21 protein-coding genes and 2 riboswitches are annotated in these 17888 nt (G+C 64.5%); of the genes, 3 read left to right on the forward strand and 18 right to left on the reverse strand.

The features are described 5' to 3' along the window. Positions 1-384 precede the first annotated feature (384 nt). Positions 385-585: an ATP-grasp domain-containing protein gene (locus ASD58_RS32985; RefSeq protein ID WP_057265404.1), complete on the forward strand. Its 201-nt coding sequence runs from the start codon at positions 385-387 to the stop codon at positions 583-585. 2 nt (positions 586-587) lie between these two features. Here the strand turns inward: ASD58_RS32985 and ASD58_RS27950 are convergent, their stop codons facing one another. Beyond that, on the reverse strand, positions 588-1250 hold the full coding sequence (locus ASD58_RS27950; RefSeq protein ID WP_057265406.1) for an O-methyltransferase: 663 nt from the start codon (positions 1248-1250) through the stop codon (positions 588-590). A 36-nt stretch (positions 1251-1286) separates the two neighbouring features. Here ASD58_RS27950 and ASD58_RS27955 point away from each other — a divergent pair, with 36 nt between their 5' ends. Continuing rightward, entirely contained in the window at positions 1287-2009 is a 723-nt protein-coding gene (locus tag ASD58_RS27955; protein WP_373994485.1) for a TetR family transcriptional regulator, read from the forward strand. Here the strand turns inward: ASD58_RS27955 and ASD58_RS27960 are convergent. The 17 genes from ASD58_RS27960 to ASD58_RS28040 all read right to left on the reverse strand — a co-directional run bounded on the left by ASD58_RS27960 (position 1958) and on the right by ASD58_RS28040 (position 16960). After that, positions 1958-4003, reverse strand: coding sequence for a TonB-dependent receptor (locus tag ASD58_RS27960; RefSeq protein WP_229210131.1), 2046 nt, complete (start codon positions 4001-4003; stop codon positions 1958-1960). The two genes, ASD58_RS27955 and ASD58_RS27960, sit on opposite strands and share 52 nt — an antisense overlap. A gap of 73 nt (positions 4004-4076) precedes the next feature. After that, a riboswitch (cobalamin riboswitch) is annotated at positions 4077-4305 on the reverse strand. Between the two features lies 1 nt (position 4306). Continuing rightward, complete coding sequence (gene bluB / locus ASD58_RS27965; protein ID WP_057265408.1) at positions 4307-4960, reverse strand: 5,6-dimethylbenzimidazole synthase; 654 nt, start codon at positions 4958-4960, stop codon at positions 4307-4309. An 8-nt stretch (positions 4961-4968) separates the two neighbouring features. Continuing rightward, positions 4969-5301, reverse strand: coding sequence for a ferredoxin (locus ASD58_RS27970; RefSeq protein ID WP_057265410.1), 333 nt, complete (start codon positions 5299-5301; stop codon positions 4969-4971). After that, complete coding sequence (gene cobJ / locus ASD58_RS27975) at positions 5298-6299, reverse strand: precorrin-3B C(17)-methyltransferase (protein ID WP_229210132.1); 1002 nt, start codon at positions 6297-6299, stop codon at positions 5298-5300. The genes ASD58_RS27970 and cobJ overlap by 4 nt, the downstream gene beginning before the upstream one ends. Beyond that, a complete protein-coding gene (locus ASD58_RS27980) occupies positions 6296-6700 on the reverse strand; it encodes a cobalamin biosynthesis protein (protein ID WP_057265412.1) in 405 nt (134 codons plus the stop codon). Before ASD58_RS27980 ends, cobJ begins: the two co-directional genes overlap by 4 nt. After that, positions 6697-7461: a cobalamin biosynthesis central domain-containing protein gene (locus tag ASD58_RS27985; RefSeq protein WP_200951740.1), complete on the reverse strand. Its 765-nt coding sequence runs from the start codon at positions 7459-7461 to the stop codon at positions 6697-6699. The genes ASD58_RS27980 and ASD58_RS27985 overlap by 4 nt, the downstream gene beginning before the upstream one ends. Beyond that, entirely contained in the window at positions 7458-8249 is a 792-nt protein-coding gene (gene cobI / locus ASD58_RS27990; protein ID WP_057265413.1) for a precorrin-2 C(20)-methyltransferase, read from the reverse strand. Before cobI ends, ASD58_RS27985 begins: the two co-directional genes overlap by 4 nt. Continuing rightward, the gene (locus ASD58_RS27995; protein ID WP_057265415.1) at positions 8246-9562 is read right to left on the reverse strand and encodes a bifunctional cobalt-precorrin-7 (C(5))-methyltransferase/cobalt-precorrin-6B (C(15))-methyltransferase; all 1317 of its coding nucleotides are present in this window, start codon (positions 9560-9562) and stop codon (positions 8246-8248) included. The genes cobI and ASD58_RS27995 overlap by 4 nt, the downstream gene beginning before the upstream one ends. Before the next feature lie 4 nt (positions 9563-9566). Then, positions 9567-10778, reverse strand: coding sequence for a cobalt-precorrin-5B (C(1))-methyltransferase (locus ASD58_RS28000; RefSeq protein WP_057265417.1), 1212 nt, complete (start codon positions 10776-10778; stop codon positions 9567-9569). Next, on the reverse strand, positions 10775-11455 hold the full coding sequence (locus ASD58_RS28005; RefSeq protein ID WP_057265419.1) for a precorrin-8X methylmutase: 681 nt from the start codon (positions 11453-11455) through the stop codon (positions 10775-10777). The genes ASD58_RS28000 and ASD58_RS28005 overlap by 4 nt, the downstream gene beginning before the upstream one ends. Beyond that, entirely contained in the window at positions 11452-12366 is a 915-nt protein-coding gene (locus ASD58_RS28010) for a sirohydrochlorin chelatase (RefSeq protein WP_229210133.1), read from the reverse strand. The genes ASD58_RS28005 and ASD58_RS28010 overlap by 4 nt, the downstream gene beginning before the upstream one ends. After that, positions 12363-13154 (reverse strand): precorrin-4 C(11)-methyltransferase, encoded by a 792-nt coding sequence (gene cobM / locus ASD58_RS28015; protein ID WP_057265421.1) that lies wholly within the window; start codon positions 13152-13154, stop codon positions 12363-12365. Before cobM ends, ASD58_RS28010 begins: the two co-directional genes overlap by 4 nt. Continuing rightward, a complete protein-coding gene (locus ASD58_RS28020) occupies positions 13151-14014 on the reverse strand; it encodes an energy-coupling factor ABC transporter ATP-binding protein (RefSeq protein WP_057265423.1) in 864 nt (287 codons plus the stop codon). Before ASD58_RS28020 ends, cobM begins: the two co-directional genes overlap by 4 nt. Then, positions 14011-14745, reverse strand: a complete 735-nt coding sequence (gene cbiQ, locus ASD58_RS28025; protein WP_057265425.1) for a cobalt ECF transporter T component CbiQ — start codon at positions 14743-14745, stop codon at positions 14011-14013. The genes ASD58_RS28020 and cbiQ overlap by 4 nt, the downstream gene beginning before the upstream one ends. After that, a complete protein-coding gene (locus tag ASD58_RS28030) occupies positions 14735-15082 on the reverse strand; it encodes an energy-coupling factor ABC transporter substrate-binding protein (protein WP_057265427.1) in 348 nt (115 codons plus the stop codon). The genes cbiQ and ASD58_RS28030 overlap by 11 nt, the downstream gene beginning before the upstream one ends. Beyond that, positions 15079-15759 carry an energy-coupling factor ABC transporter permease gene (locus ASD58_RS28035; protein WP_057265429.1) on the reverse strand — a complete coding sequence of 227 codons (681 nt, stop codon included), beginning with the start codon at positions 15757-15759 and terminating at the stop codon, positions 15079-15081. Before ASD58_RS28035 ends, ASD58_RS28030 begins: the two co-directional genes overlap by 4 nt. Positions 15760-15883: 124 nt before the next feature. Next, positions 15884-16090, reverse strand: a riboswitch (cobalamin riboswitch). Beyond that, positions 16091-16960, reverse strand: coding sequence for a LysR family transcriptional regulator (locus tag ASD58_RS28040; RefSeq protein WP_057265431.1), 870 nt, complete (start codon positions 16958-16960; stop codon positions 16091-16093). A gap of 87 nt (positions 16961-17047) precedes the next feature. Here ASD58_RS28040 and ASD58_RS28045 point away from each other — a divergent pair, with 87 nt between their 5' ends. Next, positions 17048-17830 (forward strand): enoyl-CoA hydratase/isomerase family protein, encoded by a 783-nt coding sequence (locus ASD58_RS28045; protein WP_057265433.1) that lies wholly within the window; start codon positions 17048-17050, stop codon positions 17828-17830. The last annotated feature ends 58 nt before the right edge of the window (positions 17831-17888 follow it).

Consider the following 17888-nt stretch of genomic DNA (forward strand, 5'->3'; position numbering starts at 1 on the left):
GATTCCTGTGGCCTGGATGGGATGATTCCTGTGGCCTGGATGGGATCAAGCCCGCGAATGCGCTGCCTTGGCCTTCGCACCATGCCGGCTACGCGCCAACGGAATTTGAATTATTCAGACCGGACTAGATATCCCGTTACTCACCCCTCAAGACATGTCGACCGGATAGAGGTCTGCGCGCCTTGGAGCGGGTGCATCACGAACGAGTCGTCCAGTGGGACGCGGAATTCCTAGAAGGCTAAAATTATTTCGTATGCGGGCATCATCGAAGGAGAGGGCTCAACACCTCGCGGTCGATGAGTTGGAAGCGCGCATGCCCTATGCATTCGCAAATTCGAGGAGCTCCTTCCTGAAACTGAAGAACGCTACTTCGTACTTGACCGTATGGCGTTCTCCCGGGACGGAAACGTCCCGCCTTTAGTGCATGAACTGGCTGCACTGATCCCAAGCCCGTTCTTCTCACTCGACACAGTAATCTCGAAATCTGGCCAATTAAGGCTGATCGAACTGGGCGACGGACAAGTATCCGATCGGAAGAAGTGGAGCCCTGACCGCTTTGCAGCCATGCTCCAAAGCCAGCTTTAGCGCTAGTCGCGCTTCATCGACAGTTCGACATCGTCGGCAACGGGCACGGACAGGTAGCCCTCCGAGGTGCGCACCAGCGCCACATATTCGGGGCAGTAGTCTGCATTGTCGGCGATGATCAGGGCCCCGGGCCGCAGGCGATCTTCAACCAGGCGCAGGACGTCGAAATACAGACCCTTGGCGCCATCGAGGAGCAGCAGATCGATCTGTTCCGGAAGGTTAGTGCGCAGCGTTTCGAGCGCATCGCCTTCGCGGATCTCCACCAAATCGAGAAGGCCGGCGGCGGAGAGGTTGTCGCGCGCGCGCTGCGCTTTGGACGGCTCGAATTCAGTGGTAATCAACTGGCCGCCGCCATTGTCGCGCAGGGCTGCGGCAAGGTGCACGGTCGAGATGCCGAACGATGTGCCGAATTCGACGATCACGCGGGCTTTGGCATTACGCGCCAACAGGTACAGCAGCAATCCCGTTTCGCGAGACACTGGGATCGCGGCATCCTTCAGGCTTGCGTAGATTTGCTTGTAATCGGTTTTGCTGCTCAAGATGCGGCCGCGCTCCGCCACGGGCAGAGCTGCGAACTCGGCCAAGGCCGGTACTTCAGTGTTTTCGGCTTCAGCAAACAGGCGATTGAGCAAGGGAGCGACAGGAGCGGATGTCAGGGTAATCATGGGGGTATTCCTTTCTTGTGTAAGAGCAGGAATAATATGAATAATCCTTCACGTTTCATATTCGCATTCCCAACGCCCACCATGACCGACAGCAAAAACGCCCGTGTTTCCTCGCGAAGAAAGCCAAAACAGGCCCGCTCCAACGACCTTGTCGGCGCCATCCTGCAGGCGGCTATTCAGGTTTTGGCGAAAGAAGGCGCCCGCCGCTTCACTACCACACGGGTGGCGGAGCGTGCGGGCGTCAGCGTGGGTTCGATCTACCAGTACTTCCCCAACAAGGCATCGATCCTGTTCCGCCTGCAGAGCGATGAGTGGCAGCAAACCTCGGCCATGCTGTCCGAAATCCTGCAAGATGCGGCGAAACCGCCTTTGGAACGCATGCGCAACCTGGTCCACGCCTTTGTGCGCTCGGAGTGCGAGGAGGCGGCGGTACGCACGGCGCTTAACGACGCCGCGCCGCTGTACCGCGACGCGCCGGAGGCAATCGAAACCAAAGCCGCCGGCGACCAGATGTTCCGGACCTTCATCGACGAGGTGCTGCCAAACGCTTCCGATGCGCAGCGCACATTGGCGAGCGACCTCGTGATGGATACGCTCAGCGCCGTTGGCCAGCAGTTTTCACAAGAACCCCGCGCGGACGAAGCAATCACCGCCTATGCGGGCGCCCTGGCCGATATGCTGTGTGCATACCTGGCCGGGCTGGCAGCTCAAAACACGGCGCGCAGGGTCAAACGCAGCGTGCGTGGTTCACCGGGATGAAAATGGATGTCGGATATTCCCTCCGCCGGCTCTCCTGCAAGGCGTGAGGCGTAGTAGTAATCGACATCGCTCGCCTTGCGGTCGAACAGATTGAACACGTCGGCCGTCAACTGCCAGCGGCGGTCGAAGCGATAGGTGGTCCGCAAGTAGGCAATGGCTGTGCCGGACGAGCGAACGCTGTTATCTTCAATCAGCGGGCGCGGTCCGAAATAGCGGAACTGGAACGCGCCGGACCATGGGCCGAGGTCGTTCAAGGTGGCGCCAAATGACGCCACCTTTTCCACAGCGCCCGGAACGCGGTCGCCGGCCGGGTCGAACTCGGTGTAGCGCGCGCGGGAGTAAGCCAGGTCGAAGTCCAGCAGCAGCTTGCTGGTGGCTGCATAGTGATTGTTCCACTCGATGCCGGAACGCTTGCTGGCGCGGCTTGGCGCTGTGTCGCCAGCGTCGCCGGAGAACACCAGTTCGGAGCCGGAACGCAGGCGCCACAATGCCATCGAGCTTTGCAGGCCCGGCACGATCTCGCTGCGTGCGCCGATTTCCGCGCCGCGGGTCTTCACCAGCGGCGTGACAGGATCGACAGGTTCGCGTTCGCGCGGCGACAGCCGCGCCGTCGTGCCGCGCGCGTCGTTGCTGTGGAAGCCTTCGCCATAGTTCACGAAGAACTCGGTCTTGCTCCAGGGCCCGAAGATCAGCGAAAGCTTGGGCGAGGCGATATGGTCGCTCACCTTCCCAGTGTTTTCCGCAATCGAGCTGTCGACATCGAAGCTGTAGCGGTCGTAGCGCACGCCGGCGATGGAACGCAGCCAGGGTGTCCATTGCACGGTGTTCTGGAACCACGCCGCCACGCTTCCTTCGGTCACGCGCGACTCGGCGATGGGGTGCAGCACGCGTTGCTGCGTCGTTGCATACAGGCCGACTGGCGCAATGCGGTCGAAGCGCCCCTGCACGCCTGCGCTGTTTTCCATCGAACGCTCACCGAGTTGTCCAAACCAGGTATGGGACAGGTCGAAGCCGGTCATTTTGCGGCGTTCGGTCTGCTGCACCTGGTCGCCATTGACCGGATCGTCGAGGAAGTATGTGACGTCGTTGTACAGCGACAGGTCGTTGCGCACCACATAGGCATGTGCTTCCGTCAGGTTGTCGCCAACGCACCTGCGCCATTCGGTGGAAAGGCTGTAGCGTGCGGTGCGGCCGCCATCGCTTGGATCGGCAGCGCCAAATTCGTCGAGCCGTCCGTCCTGCACCGCGCGCAGGGGAATCTGGCTGGTTGCATGCCAGCCAGCCTTGTAAGCCATGCCGGTAATACTGAAACGCTCGGCGCTGGTGCCCGAGCTGTAGCGCAGCACGCCAATCGCCTTGTGGAACGCTTCCGGCATTTGCCATGGGCCGTCGTTGTGGCCCAGGTCCAGTGCATACAGCAGGTTGCCGTTGCCGACTTCAGCGGAATTCGCCACGACGCCGCGGCGATAGGCATGCGCACCCGCAGTCAGCGATGCAAAGCCTTCGTTCAATTTGTCAGCCAGGCCCATGTGCGCCGCGCCGGCCGATGCGAAATCGCCTTCGTCGGCGTAATACGGACCCTTGCGGTAGCGGATCCGGCTCACCAGCTCGGGGATCAGGAAGTTCAGGTCCGTGTAGCCCTGGCCGTGGCCGTGCGTGCGCATATTGACCGGCATGCCGTCGACGAAGGTGGCGAACTCGGTGCCGTGGTCCAGGTTGAAGCCCCGCAGGTAGTACTGGTTCGCCTTGCCGTCGCCGCTATGCTGCGCGACGATCATGCCCGGGACGAATTCCAGGATTTCACCCGGCCGCAATGCGGGCCGGTTGGCAATCAGTGCCGAGGTGATAGTCCCTTCGCTGGCCGCGTCGGAAGTGCGAATGCCGTTGTCGTAGTGGTGGCCAACAACGTATACCCTTGCTGGTGTTTCCTGCTCTTGTGCCTGCGCGACAGCGCACAACGCCCCCGCGATCATGGGGATCAGTGATTTTTTCATTATGGATGTTTGAATCGGCAATCCCGCCCACCTCCCCGTGAGCGCGACCGAACAGTGCGCGCATCGTCGCCGATGCATGCACCACCTGTCTGGCCGGTATCCGGGCTGGCAAGGCGGACTGTCTTGCCTTCCCATGCTTGCGCACAGTGGCTTCAGAGACGGCCTGTCGTTGATGAACGACGCTTGCTTACCGTTGCGGGGGCAGCACACCTTGGCTTGCCGGCAGAAGCGGCATGGCCATGTGTTTCCCGTTTAACTGCGCGCTTGAACGCGCGCGAGGCACCAAACGGCGGCGATTATACGCTATGCATTGTTGTTATCCTGCCACCGGTCGGTATAAACCAGGTCGGCCAGTTTGCCGCGCATTGCCCATCCTTCGAGTTCCAGCATCGGTTTCGGATAGAAGCCGGCAACGTGGCCGAGGCAGATGATGGCGACCGGCTTGCCTCCCTCCGGAATGCCCAGCAATGCCGCCAGCCTGGCCGGGTCGAACAGCGACACCCAGCCCATGCCCAGGCCTTCCGCGCGGGCGGCCAGCCACATGTTCTGGATGGCGCAGGCCACCGAGGCCAGGTCCATCTCCGGCAGCGTGCGACGGCCGAAGATGTGCTTTTCCCGCTGGTCCATCAGGGCCGCCACCAGCACTTCGCCGCATTCGCGAATGCCTTCGACTTTCAGCCGCATGAATTCCTCATTGCGGTCGCCCAAGGCCGCGGCAGTAGCCTGGCGTTCTTCGTCGACCAGCTGGTACATTTGCTCGCGCAATGCCGGATCCTGGATGCGGATGAAACGCCAGGGCTGCATCAGGCCTACGCTGGGCGCCTGGTGCGCCGCGCCCAGCAGGCGCATGAGGATGTCTTCATCCACTGCACCGGGCACGAAGTGACGCACGTCGCGCCGTTCGGCAATTACACGATAAACGGCAGCAATTGCCGCCTGGTCAAAACTGCTCTGCACTTCTGTTCTCACTGTTGATGGAACACGATCTCCTCGACGGCCTCGCCGTTGCACAGGTGGCGGTCGATGATGCGGTCCATGTTCTCGGGGGTCACATTGTAGTACCAGGTGCCGTCGGGCTGGACGCAGACGATCGGTCCGCCCTTGCAGGCGGCGAAGCAGCTTACCCGGCTGCGCTTTACCCGCAGCTCGCCTTCGTTCAAGCCGGCGGCCTTGAATTTGTCGCCCAGGCTATCGAACAAGGCTTGCGACTGGCCGTCGGCGGCGCAGCGCGGCCCGGTGCAAATCAGCAGGTGGCGGTGGTAGCTGCCGATCTTCGGTTTCACTGGAGTGTCGCTCATGCCTCGCTCCCTTCCGCTTCGCTGCCTGTCTCTGCTTCCCATGGTTCGTCCAGCGTGGCCTGGATGTAGTCGGAGGGCAGGTGGTACTGCATGGCCAGCGCGTCGATGCTGGCGCCGGCCTGGTATTCGGCACGCAGGGTGTCGAGCCATCCCAGCAGGCCGGTGGACAGCGAGCGCCCGGCGCGTTCGCCTTCGCGTGTTGCCCCGCCCTCCTGCATATCGTACTTGTTGGCGTAACCGCGAGGCGTGACCATCAAGCCGTCGCGCACGAAGGTGTTGCTGTTGCCGATCAGGACGGTGCTGAGCATACCGATGTCGGCGTCACCCATGCTGTCGAGCGTGGTGAACACGATATTCTCGCGGCGGCGATACGCGCTCTTGACGATGGCCACTGGCGTGTCAGGGCGGCGATGGCGCAGGAACAAGCGTTGCGCTTCGACGATCTGGCGCGTGCGGCGGCCGCTCTTCGGGTTGTACAGGGCAACCACGAAGTCCGCCATGGCCACCGCGTCCAGGCGGCGCGCAATGGTTGGCCAGGGCGTCAGCAGGTCGGACAGCGAGATTGCGCAGAAGTCGTGGGTCAGCGGTGCACCGACCAGGGCGGCGCAGCTATTCAGTGCCGATGCGCCGGGGATGATTTCCACCTGCACTGGGTCCTCGGGAGTCCAGCCTGACTGGAACAGCACTTCGTAGGTCGGGCCGGCCATGCCATACACGCCGGCGTCGCCGGAGGAGATCAGCGCTACCTTTTTGCCAGCGCGCGCCGCTTCCAGCGCACTGACGGCGCGATCCAGCTCCTCCGTCATCGACTTGCGGATGATTTCCTTGCCTTCAATGAGGTCGGCCACCAGTTTGATGTAGGTGACGTAGCCAATGACCACATCGGCTTCGGCGATAGCATCGCGGGCGCGCTGCGTCATGTGGTCCACGCTGCCGGGACCAATCCCGACCAGCATGATCTTGCCCGCGGCGGCGGGTTGTTCGAGTTGTGCGTTCATGAATTTTTCCTTGCGATCGAGACGGTGACATTGCGGTTATCCACGCCTCGCAGTTTGAATTTTTCGACGACCAGAGCGGTCATTGGCGTACCTGGGCCGGCGGCCAGCAGCGCGGCTGCCTCGCTGACAGAGGGCGTGCCGATATAGCGGCGCACGGTTTCAGACGGATTGGGGACCGGCACTGCGGCCAGTTCCTCCGGTGCGAAAAAATGCAACGGCCAGCCTTGCTCCCGGGCGAAAGCGAGCAGCGCCTCCTCATCGCGCTTGAGCGTGATGCTTGCGGCGGCAGCCACCTGTCCGGCCTCGGCGCCGGCTTCGCGCAGGGCGTAGCTCACGGCGTCGCGAACCGTTTGCAGCATGGCGCCGCGGTCGCAACCCAGGCCGATGGTGAAGGTGCTCACGCCGCACCGTCCAGTGGCGGACGGTAGACCACCAGGCGTTCGTGCAGCGCCTTCCAGCGCTCTTGCGGCACCTCGGCATGGGTTACCCACAGCAGTGCGGTATAGCGTTCCAGCAGCACGTCGTCGAAGCGCTTGAAGAAGTGGATATTGTCCGGCAGCGGTGTCGGCCGGGTCCACCAATCCGGGCTGCCCGCTTCCTGCACGAAGGCGATCGGCTCGCCGTTCACCACGTGCGCCGAGACACGCGTGATATTGATCTTGGGCGCCTCCACCCGCCAGCCAAGGTGGCGGCCGAGGATATCGACGGGGATCGTGCGGCCGACGTCCGACGCGGTGGTCAGCACAGGTGCGGCGCCCAGCAGGTCGGCCACGCGTTCGCTCCATTCATTGGCGCCGCCAACATGGCCGGACAGGACCGGAATCACAAACTGGCCCGCGTCGTCGACCACGATCACGCCGGGGTCTTCATCCTTGCTGCGCAGGTGCGGTGCGATCAGGCGCACAACGGCGCCCAGCGACACGAAGAACACGATCTGGTCGTAGCCTTCGAACAGCGGGCCAATTTCGTCGCGCAGGGCGCCGTCATAGGCGCGTACCCTGTTCGACAGCTCGGTGAACTGCGCCGCAAACTTGGCAGACGCGCAGATATCGGCGCTGGGCAGGTCGGCTGCCAGGCGCGCAGCCTGGGCTGCCCCGTGCTTCGTGATGGCCACCAGGCACAGGCGCGGGGCGGCTGTGTCGACAATTGATAAGCTGCTCATGCAGTCTCCAGTAAGGTTGGTTGGGGGCCTGCCTTCCTGAGGCAGCCTTTGATTCGTTCGCCGCGAATGCGGTACGGATGTTTGAGGATCAGCAGCGAGAGGTAGCTGACCTTGGTGCCACGCAGCGCAAGGATTTCGTGGCCGCTGAAGCGGCGCTCGTCTGGTGCTCCGACGCGTTCGATGAAGTGCGCGCCAGGCAGCAAGTCTTTGCGTTCCAGCCAATCGATCAGTTCATCGAGCAATGGCTTTACCTTCATCAGCACCAGCGTGTCGAAGTCGGGCAGCAGGCGGTCGACGGCGCTCACGCCATATGCGGCGGGCACGATGGCGACCGTGTCGTCCTGCTCCGCGAATGGCACCGGCACTTCGGCGCAGGCGGCGGTAAAGGCGTTGACGCCGGCGATGATTTGCACCGGAACCCGTTCGTCCAGCGCCCGCACGGTGCGTGCCAGGTGGCCAAAGGTGGCATAGGTGCTGGCGTCACCCTCGACCAGGAACAGCACGTCGCGTCCGGCGCGCAGCCAGGGCAGGACGGTTTCGGCAGCCTTCAGCCACGCACGCGCGAGCTTTTCGCCGTCGTGCGTCATGGGGAACAGCAGCAGCTGATGTTCTGCCGGCGGCCCCAGGCCGGCGCGTAGCACGATATCGAGCGCGTAGCTCGGTGTCTTTCCGCTGCGCGCGGGATAGACCCAGATCGCGTCGCGGCGCTGCAGCGCTTCCCAGGCGGCACGCGTAATCAGGCCAGGATCGCCGGGACCGAGCGAGATGCCCCATAAAGTGCCGCTCATGCCGGCCCTCCGACGCGCCGGGCGCAGACGATCCAGACCGGGTTTTCGGCCGCCATGCGGTGCATGTGCAGGATCGGCTTGCTGCGCGCGGCCTGCAATTGCAGCACGTCCCAGCTTATGCCTTCGCCTTCCAGCGCCTGCAGCGCGGCAGTGGCGGTGGCAAGGTTTTCCAGCGTGACAAAGTTCATCACCAGCGTGCCGTCCGGGCGCAGGCGTCGCAACACGCCGGTAATCAATCCGGCCAGTTCGCCTCCCGAGCCACCGATGAACACCGCGTCCGGGTCCGGCCAGGCATCCAGACCTTCGGGCGCTTTGGCGTGATACAGGCTGTAGTTGGAAAGGCCAAACGCAGCGTGATTTCGGCCCGCGATGGCGCAGTCTTCCTCGTTCTTTTCAACGGCGAATACGTGACCTTGTGGGCAGAGGCGTGCCGCCTCCAACCCTACGGAACCGGAACCGGCCCCGATGTCCCACATCACGCTGTCCACCCGCAGCTGCAGCCGCGCCAGGCTTACCGCGCGCACCTCCTGCTTGGTGATCAGGCCCTTTTCCGGCTGGCGTTGCTCGAACTCGGCATCCGCCAGGCCAAAGCGCACCGGCAGCGGCAATGGCGTTACGCGCCACAGCAGCACCACGTTGAGGGCCGCGAAATGCATCCCCGCCGCCTCTTGCGGACTGAGTTCGGCCAGCACGCGTTCTTCCGGCTGCAGCAGGTTTTCCGCCACTGCCATATGGAAGTCGTCGCCCAGGCCTTCGGCCAGCAGCAGGCGGGCGATGCGGTCCGGGCTATTGTCTGGGCTGGTCAGCACCAGCAGGCGCGAATGCTGGCGCAACGCCTGGGCCAGCGTGTAAAGGCCATGGCCCGGCGGGCTGCCGCGCGACCACTCGCCGGCGTCGCGTGCGTGCACCGACACGATGCGCGCATTCTGCCAGGCCAGCCCGATGCGCGCGCAAGCCAGTTGCAGCGTCGACAGGTTGGGCAGGATCTCCAGCGCCTGCACACATAGGTGCTGCGCCAGGTAAGGCGCAATGCCGTGGCACAGCGGATCGCCGGTGGCCAGCACCACGCAGCACAGGTTGTCGGCGCGTGCGGCGCGCACCCATTCGGGCACATCCTTCAGCCGGGCGGTCAGGTCGCGGCAAACGGCGCCAGGCTTGAATTCGTTCTTGAGCAGCGCAAGCGTGCGTGCGCCGCCAATCACCACGTCGGCGTTGCGCAGCCATGCCAGGGCGGTCGCGCCCAGGCTGGCCGCGCCGTCATCCAGCACGCCGATCACGTGGCAAGGGTTGGGATCAGTTAAGCAGGTATCCATTGAGTCACTCGGAAATGGGTTCGGGGTCGATATCGAGGATGTGGTCGATGCCGATGCGCCTTGCATCGGCTTGCTGCTCCTGGGGCAGCGCGGGCGCCGACCAGACGTCCGCCACCTGGTTGCCGCTGAAGTCGCACACCAGCACGCGGAGCTGGAATGCCCGGCCGTAGCGCTCAGGCGCGGTCAGGGTGTCGATGGCGGCTTGGGCCAGCGCGTGGTGGAAGGCGTCGCCCAGTCCGCGCTCGACCATCAATTCGGCGCCAAAACGCGCTGTTTCGGCCGCGGCGATGGCGGCGCAGTCCTCGGGGGCGGCGCCGATCTTGCGCGCGATTTCCGCCACCAGGTCGGTATCGACTTCGCTGCGATTGGCATGAGTAATGGTTTCGCCTTGCGCGATCTTGGTCAGCTTGCCAACCATGACTGCCAGCACCACCAGCCCGATGCGCTGCGAGGCCGCTTCGTCCAGCGCATAGCGCAGGAAGTCGCCCATCTGGACGAAGCAGGCCGACGGCAGCTCGGGGCGCTCCGCGCGCAGCGTGGCAATGGCAAAGGTCTCCGTGCGGCCGCCGGTGGTCAACGCCACCACTTCGTGGCCGGTGGTCGCCGCTACCTGCACTCCCTGCACTACGCTGGCACGCCAGGCCGCGGTCGAATACGGCTTGACGATGCCGGTGGTGCCGAGGATGCTGATGCCGCCCAGGATGCCCAGGCGCGCATTGGTGGTCTTCTTGGCCATCACTTGTCCGTCAGGCACGCTGATGGTCACTTCGATGCCATGTTCCCGCAGCAAGGCCGGTGCTGCCTCGCGCAGGTTGTCAGCAATATTACGGCGCGGTACCGGGTTGATGGCCGGGCCGCCTACTTCCAGGCCGAGGCCGGGCATCGTCACCGTGCCGACGCCATCGCCGGCCACGTACTGCACGTCGCCAGCCTGGCCGGGAAGCAGGCGCAGGTCGACCGTCAGGTGGGCGCCGTCGGTGCAATCGGGATCGTCGCCAGCGAACTTGACCACCATCGCATGTGCAGACTGCGCGTCGCAGCCACCGTCCTGCACGGCGAACAGCACGCGGCTGCCATTTGGCAGCAGGCTTTCGACTTCGCTCGGCACCTGGCCGGTTGCCAGTCCGAGTATCGCCGCGCGCGCTGCCGCCGCAGCACAGGCGCCGGTCGTGAAACCGGTGCGTGTACCGCGTTCGGCGGCGGCCTTTTCCTTCATGCCTGCCCTGCTTTCTGTTTCGCTTCGGCCAGTGCCAGCAGCGCATGCAGGGCCGCCACCACCAGCGTCGAGCCGCCCTTGCGGCCGCGAATGACGATCCATGGCACCTCGGCCACCTCCGCCATCAGGTCCTTGGATTCGGCGGCGGAGACGAAACCAACCGGCATGCCGACCACCAGCGCGGGACGCAGGCCCTCCTCGCGAATCAGGCGCACCAGTTCGATCAACGCCGTTGGTGCGTTTCCGATGCCGACAATGGCGCCCTCCAGCAGGCCGAGCCGGTGTGCCTTGCGCATTGCCTGCACGGCGCGCGTGGTGTCTTCCACTTTCGCGGCCTCGATGACATCGGCATCGCTGATGAACTGGTGCGTCTTCATGCCGAAGTGCGCCAGGCGTGGTTGCGACAGTCCGGAGCAGATCATTTCAACGTCAGCCACCACGGGCGTTCCCCCGGCCAGCATGGCGGCGATACCGGCCTGCACTGCCGCCGGATGGAAGTCCGTCAGCCCGTTGAAGTCGAAGTCCGCATTCGCATGGATCATGCGGCGCACGATAGGCCACTGCGATTCGGCATAGGAATGCGCGCCGACTTCGACATCGATGATGGCGAAGCTGTCATGCTCGATCGCCTGGCCGGCGCGGGTCAGTTGTTCGGTGACGGTGTTGATGGTGCTCATGCCGGCTGCGCCTCCGCCTGCGCTGGTGCTTGATCGTGCGTGTGCGCGTGGGAGTGGCCGTGGCCATGATCGTGCGCGATTTCGCGGTAGGTGCAACCGTCGCAAGGCAGGCGGCTATCCGGCACCCCGGCGCGCAGGTCTTCCACGCGCTGGTCCATCAATTCGAAAATTTCAGCTTCAAAACCGAAATGCTCGGTGCAGGCGAAACGCACTTGCGGGTACTGGCCGCGCAGGTGTTCGACCTGGCGGTGGATGCGTTGCATCAGCGTGCCGGTGTACAGGTAGTAGGGCAGTACGACGACCTGGCGCATGCCGAGCGCCACCTGGCGCTGCACCACTTTTTCCAGGCGCGGCCAGGTGATGCCGGTGAACGCGAGGTCCACCAGCTCATGGTCACCCTCTTCCAGCAGCCAGCGTGCCATCTTGGCCATCTCGCCGTTGGCGCCCCGATCGGATGAACCGCGCCCCAGCACTACCACGCCGGTGGTGGTCGGATCGGGCATGTCGAGCGTGCCCATCGCCTTGCGCAGGCGGCGCTTGAGGATGGCCAGTACCGGATCGCAGGCTGTCAGGTGCGGCGCCAGCAGGAATTCGGTCTGCGGGAAAGCCAGACGCGCGCCCTCGATTGCTTCCGGGATTTCCATCTTGACGTGGCCGGCGGCGTTCAGGATCAGCGGCACAACCAGCACGCGGCGCGAACTCGCGGCCACCGCCTGCAGGCTGGCATTCAGTTCGGGTGGCGCGAACTCGATGAAGCACAATTCAATGCGCCAGCCTGGCCGGCGGGCGCGCCACATATCCACGAATTCACGGATTTCCTGGTTGCCGGACTCCTCGCGGGAGCCATGGCCGACGACGAGGATGGTATCGCTGGCTGCTGCAATCGCTGGCATCATGATGGATTGGTTCATGCGCTGGCCTTTCTGAAACGGTGGGTAAAAGTTGGGTCGTACAATTTGGAGCGCACCAGGGTTTCCCAGTGCAGCGCGCCCAGTGTGGGGCTGGCGACGATCATGGCCTGGCTGGCGACGCCGGCTTCGCGGCAGCGCTGCTTGATGTCGCCAAGGGTTCCGCGCAGGATTTTTTCCTCGCCCGGCCAACTGGCTTTGTGCACCACCAGCATCGGCGCGTCTTCCGGCCAGCCGGCTGCACGAAGCGCCGCTTCGACCTTGTACATCAGGGTGATGGACAGGAAAATGCACAGGGTGGTGCGGTGCGCTGCCAGGCTGGCCAGGTCTTCACCTTCCGGCATCGGCGTGCGGCCTTCAACGCGGGTGAAGATCACGCTTTGCGTTACCTCGGGCAGCGTCATCGATTCGCCGGCGGCGGCCATCGAAGCCATGGCCGATGAGACGCCCGGCACGACGGACCATTCGATCCCTTCGGCGCTGAGCGGGCGCGCCATTTCGATCAGGGCGCCATACAGGCCGGGGTCGCCGGTCTGCAGCCGAACCACGGTGGCGTGGGCGCGGGTTTGTTCGATCAGCCATGCCGTCATTTCTTCCAGCGTCATGTCTTTCGAATCGCGGATCACGCAGCCTGGCGGCGCATAGAGGGTCGCCGCGCGGTCGACCAGCGAACCGGCGAACAGCACGGCGCCGGCTTGCGCGAGCAGCTTTTGCCCTTTGACGGTGATCAGTTCGGGATCGCCGGGGCCGGCGCCGACAAACCAGACTTTGCCTGTGGTGCCGGATGTCATGTCTGTAGTTCTCCTGTTGGTTCTTGGACTGGCTGGGCACGCAGGGCGGCCAGCAGGGCGTCGACGCTGCGCGGAACGGCGCCGCCAGGAAGCAGGCCGTGCCTGGCCAGTTCGGCATGTAGCGACAATGCCTGCGGCATGCGCTGGCCGGCGCTGCGCAAGGCCTCGTGATGCGAGGCCAGCTCCGTCGCCGCAGTGGATGCGATGCAGCGCCCTGCAGCCATCAAATGGATTTCGTCGGCCCAGCGATAGGCAAAGTCGACGTCGTGGGTGGACAGCACGACCGTTACGCCGCGTGCTGCGAGCCGGTCCAGCAGTGCCTCCAGTTCGGCCTGCATCGGCGCATCGAGGCCGGCCATCGGCTCGTCCAGCAGCAGGACTTTAGGTTCCATGGCCAGGACACCCGCGATGCAGACGCGCTTCTTCTGGCCAAAGCTCAACTGGTGCACGGGACGACGGCCGAAGCCGCCCAGCCCTACCGCGACAAGCGCCGTTGCGACGCGGCTGCGCGCGGTGGCGTCATCGAGGCCGAGGTTGAGTGGCCCGAACGCCACGTCTTCCTCGACCAGGGCGGAAATGAGCTGGCGGTCCGGGTTCTGGAATACCAGGCCGACGCTGCTGCGCAACGCGGAAAGCGAGCTGCGACTGTAGTCATAAGGTCGCCCATGCCAGCGCAAACTGCCGGCGCTCGGGCGCAGCAAGCCGTTCAAATGCAGCAGCAGCGTGGTCTTGCCGGCACCGTTTGCGCCCAACAGCGCATGGCGCTGTCCCTTCGCCAGCGACAGCGTGCAGCCGCGCAGGCCGGAGCTGCCATCGGCAAATGCGTGCTCCACCGCGTGCAGTTCGATCAAGGGCGTCATAGGCGGTCCCGCAAGGCGAATGCGAGCAGGAATAGGCTCGCCAGCAGCGAAAGCGCGAGCTGGCGGCGCGCATGGGGAAAGGACGCCGCCAGGAAGCGCAGGCTGTCCTGGCCGGCGCGTGCATCGGCCGCCATCTGCAGTGCCGATGCACGTTGCCATACCTGCACCGCCATCTGCCCGGCCAACAGGCCGATTGAGCGCCATTGCTGGCGCATGCCGCGATGCCCGAGGCGGGCGGCTTGCGCAGTGCTGCCTTCGTCCCAGGCCTGGCGCAGCACGAACAGCATGCGGTAGCACAGCGCCATCAGGTCCAGCAGAAGCCCGGGCACGCGCAGGCGGCGCAGCAATGCCAGCAGGTCCGGCATCGGCGTCGTCAACACCAGTCCAAGCACGGCTGACAGCACGGCGACCGAGCGTAGAGCAATGCAGGCGACGGCTGGCATCAGTTGCGGCGCCCATCGCCAGCCGCCGCCCGCAGCTGGCGTGACCAGCATTGTCAGGCAGGACAGCAACAGGAAGCCCAGTGGCGTTATTGCGACGGCAAGATAGGTGCGAACTGGTACCCGCGCGCCGGCCAGCGTGACGATCACGGACAGCAGCGCGAGCACTGCCAGCGTTCCGGGGCTGCGGGCGAGCCAGGCGGCGCCAATGCCAGCCAGGGCGAACAAGCCCTTGGCGGCTGGAGCGACGCCATGCCAGCGGCAAGCGTAGGCAGTGGCGTCAATCCGCATTGGCATCCCGTTCGGGCGCGGCCGATGTGCGTTGGCGCTCCCGCTCGCGTGCCACCGACATGCCGAGCCAGAAGCCGATCACGCCGGCGCCGATCGCAGCCTGCAGCGCGAACAGCAGCGACGCGATCTCTCCGCTCGGCGGCTCGAATAACGGCGCAAACCATGGCTTGTAGTTCGGGGCAATGATGCCGATTGCCTGCTGCGCGCGCGAATCCGCGCCGCTGAATGCTGGCGGCGCCCCGCTTCCCGGTCCCTCTGGCGGGGCCGCCGCAAACCACAAAGGCAGGACGGTCAGCAGGATGATGGCCGTCCAAAGCAATCCAGTGCGCGCCTTCATGCCGCTTTCCCCTTCACCAGCGCCATCACTGGCAACATGCGCAGTTCATGCGCGTTGAAGCGCGTCATAGCGTTCACCACCAGCACGGTCAGCAAGCCTTCGCTGATGGCGATCGGCAGTTGCGTCAACGCGAAGATGCCGGCGAATTTGGCGAATGAAGCGCCGATCCCGCCAACCGGGTCGGGAAAAGCCCATGCCAATTGCGCAGAGGTGGTCAGGTAGGTCGCCAGGTCGCCTGCGAAGGCTGCCATGAAGACCGCCGCGGTACGCGACAGGCCCAGGGTGGCCACCGCGCGAAACACGCCGTAGGAAACGAAGGGCCCGACAATCGCCATGGAGAACACATTGGCGCCGAGCGTCGTCACGCCGCCGTGGGCCAGCAGCAATGCCTGGAACAGCAGCACGACGAAGCCCACCGGCACCATCGCCGCGGGACCGAACAACAGCGCGCCCAAACCGACTCCGGTTGGATGCGAACAGCTGCCCGTCACGGAAGGCAGTTTCAGCGCCGACAGCAGGAAAGCGAAGGCCGATGCAACGCCCAACAGCATGCGCCGCTCGGGGTGGGCCTGCAGCCCGCGCGCCATGCTGCGCAAGCCCCAGGCCAGGAAAGGAACGGATACGGCTGCCCAGCCCAGCGCGTGTGCGGGCGGCAGGAAACCTTCCATGATGTGCATTCGAAACCTCCCGTCGAATGGTCAGTGGGAGCACCATCAAGGGAGAGCAGGGGAACGGTCGACAGGGGCTGGGCGAACTGAATGCTGGAAGCCGGTCGACAGCGGCTTCCTCTCACCCCGGAGAACGGTGCTGGCAGTATCGGGCCGGTATTCTGGCTCGCCTTCATCCTCGTTCGGGCCTTCCCGCGCTTTGCGCAGTGGCGTATTCCGAAGTCGTCAGGCTTACAGCAGCGGGGGCTGCACCGGAATGGCTGCACATGGCAGCGTCACCGGTTTCCCGTTTAACGCGCATCCAGGACTGGACGCGCGCACCCAATTGCCGAATAGTACATTAAAGGCCTCGGGCGTGGCAAACGGCTGCACTCTCCGCCAGGAAGGCCGCCATTGCCTGTACGCGCAGGCTGGCCTTCAGGTCGCGGTGATAGACCAGCCATAAATCGCGCGACACCGGAGCGGCCTGGCGTCCCATGCGCTGCAGCGCCGGCTCGGCATCGCCTATGAAGCATGGCAGCATGGCCGCGCCCACGCCGGCCTTGGCCGCGATGATGTGCGCGGGCAGGCTGTTGCACGCGAGGATAGGCGGCTTGCCGCCGAACGCTGCACGCAGCGACGTCGCCATCGGCAGGCCATCCCAGGCACCGTCCCAGCTTACATAGTGGTCGTGCGGTGCACCGCGGGAGCTGTAAAGGGCGAAATCCAGCGTGCCGACGCGCTTGGCGATATAGTCGCCGGCGCCGTCGTCGGGAGCGGCCATGCGCAACGCGAGATCGGCCTCGCGCCGCGACAGGTTGACCGAACCCATCGCGATATCGAGCTCCACGCGCAAGGCCGGATGCAGTTCGCGCAATGCCGGCAGTTTCGGCACCACCAGGTATTGCGCCAGCATTTCGGTCGTCGCCAGCCTGACTACGCCGGACACCTCCTGCTGCGCCGGATGGCGCGCCGTGTGCCCGGCGATCGCCATCGCCTGCTCCACCTGCTCCACTTGTGCCAACAGCTCGCTACCGTCATCGGTCAATGCATAACCGCTTTGCTGGCGCAGGAACAGCGTCCGTCCGGTGCGCCGTTCCAGTGCGTCGATATGGCGCGAGACCGTGGAGGCACTGCTGCCCAGCACCGCCGCGGCACCGCTCAAGCCGCCGCCGCGCGCGACCGCGAGGAAGAATTTCAGCTCGTTCCAGTCGAAGGCAAGGTTTTTCATTTTCGGAAAACTATTTTCTAAAATCCTCAAACTGAAGCCAGATTTGGAAACCTATACTAACTCCAATCTCACTTCCGGAGCAAAGCCATGACCGTCCTGTATGGGGAATCCGCCGGCATCGCCGTCATCGCCCTGAACCGCCCCGACGCACTCAACGCCCTCGACCTGCCAACATTGCAGCGCCTCGAAGAAATGCTCGAAATGGCTGCCGACAGTTCCAGCGCCGGTGCCGTCATCCTGACCGGAACCGGCACCAAGGCGTTTTCCGCCGGCGCCGACATCAGGTACCTGAGCCAGGCCTCGCCGCTTGAAGTGCGCGACTTCGCCCGCCTGGCGGTGCGCATCACCAATCGCATCGAGAACCTCGGCAAAGTCGTGCTGGCCGCGCTGAATGGCCATGCCTTTGGCGGCGGGCTGGAACTGGCCGAGGCCTGCATGATCCGCATCGTCGCCGGCCACGCAAAGCTGGGCCACCCGGAAGTGCGCATCGGCGCCGTGGCGGGATTCGGCGGCACCACGCGGCTGGCCCGCCTGGTCGGCAAAGGCCGCGCCGCCGAAATGCTGCTGCGGGGACGCGCCATCGATGCGGAAGAAGCCCTGCGGATTGGCCTGGTACAGCAGGTGGCCAGTCCCGACGAATTGATGGATGCGGCGCGCGCGGTCCTGTACGACATCCTCGAGCAATCGCCGGAAGCGGTGCGCCTGACATGGGAGGCGCTGCATCGCGGCCTGAGCATGACGCTGGAAGAATCTGCCGGCCTGGGCGCCGACTATTTCGGCCTGGTTGCAGCGACAGAAAATTTCCGGATCGGCACACAAGCTTTCATTAAAAAAGTCGCTCCTGACTACAGCTTGCAAAGGGTTGAATAAAACAGACAGACCCTGCGCACGATAGGTTTTTCTCAACCATTTCTCGTTATACTGCTCC

This window comes from Duganella sp. Root1480D1, assembly GCF_001427305.1.
Classification (GTDB): Bacteria; Pseudomonadota; Gammaproteobacteria; order Burkholderiales; family Burkholderiaceae_D; genus Rugamonas.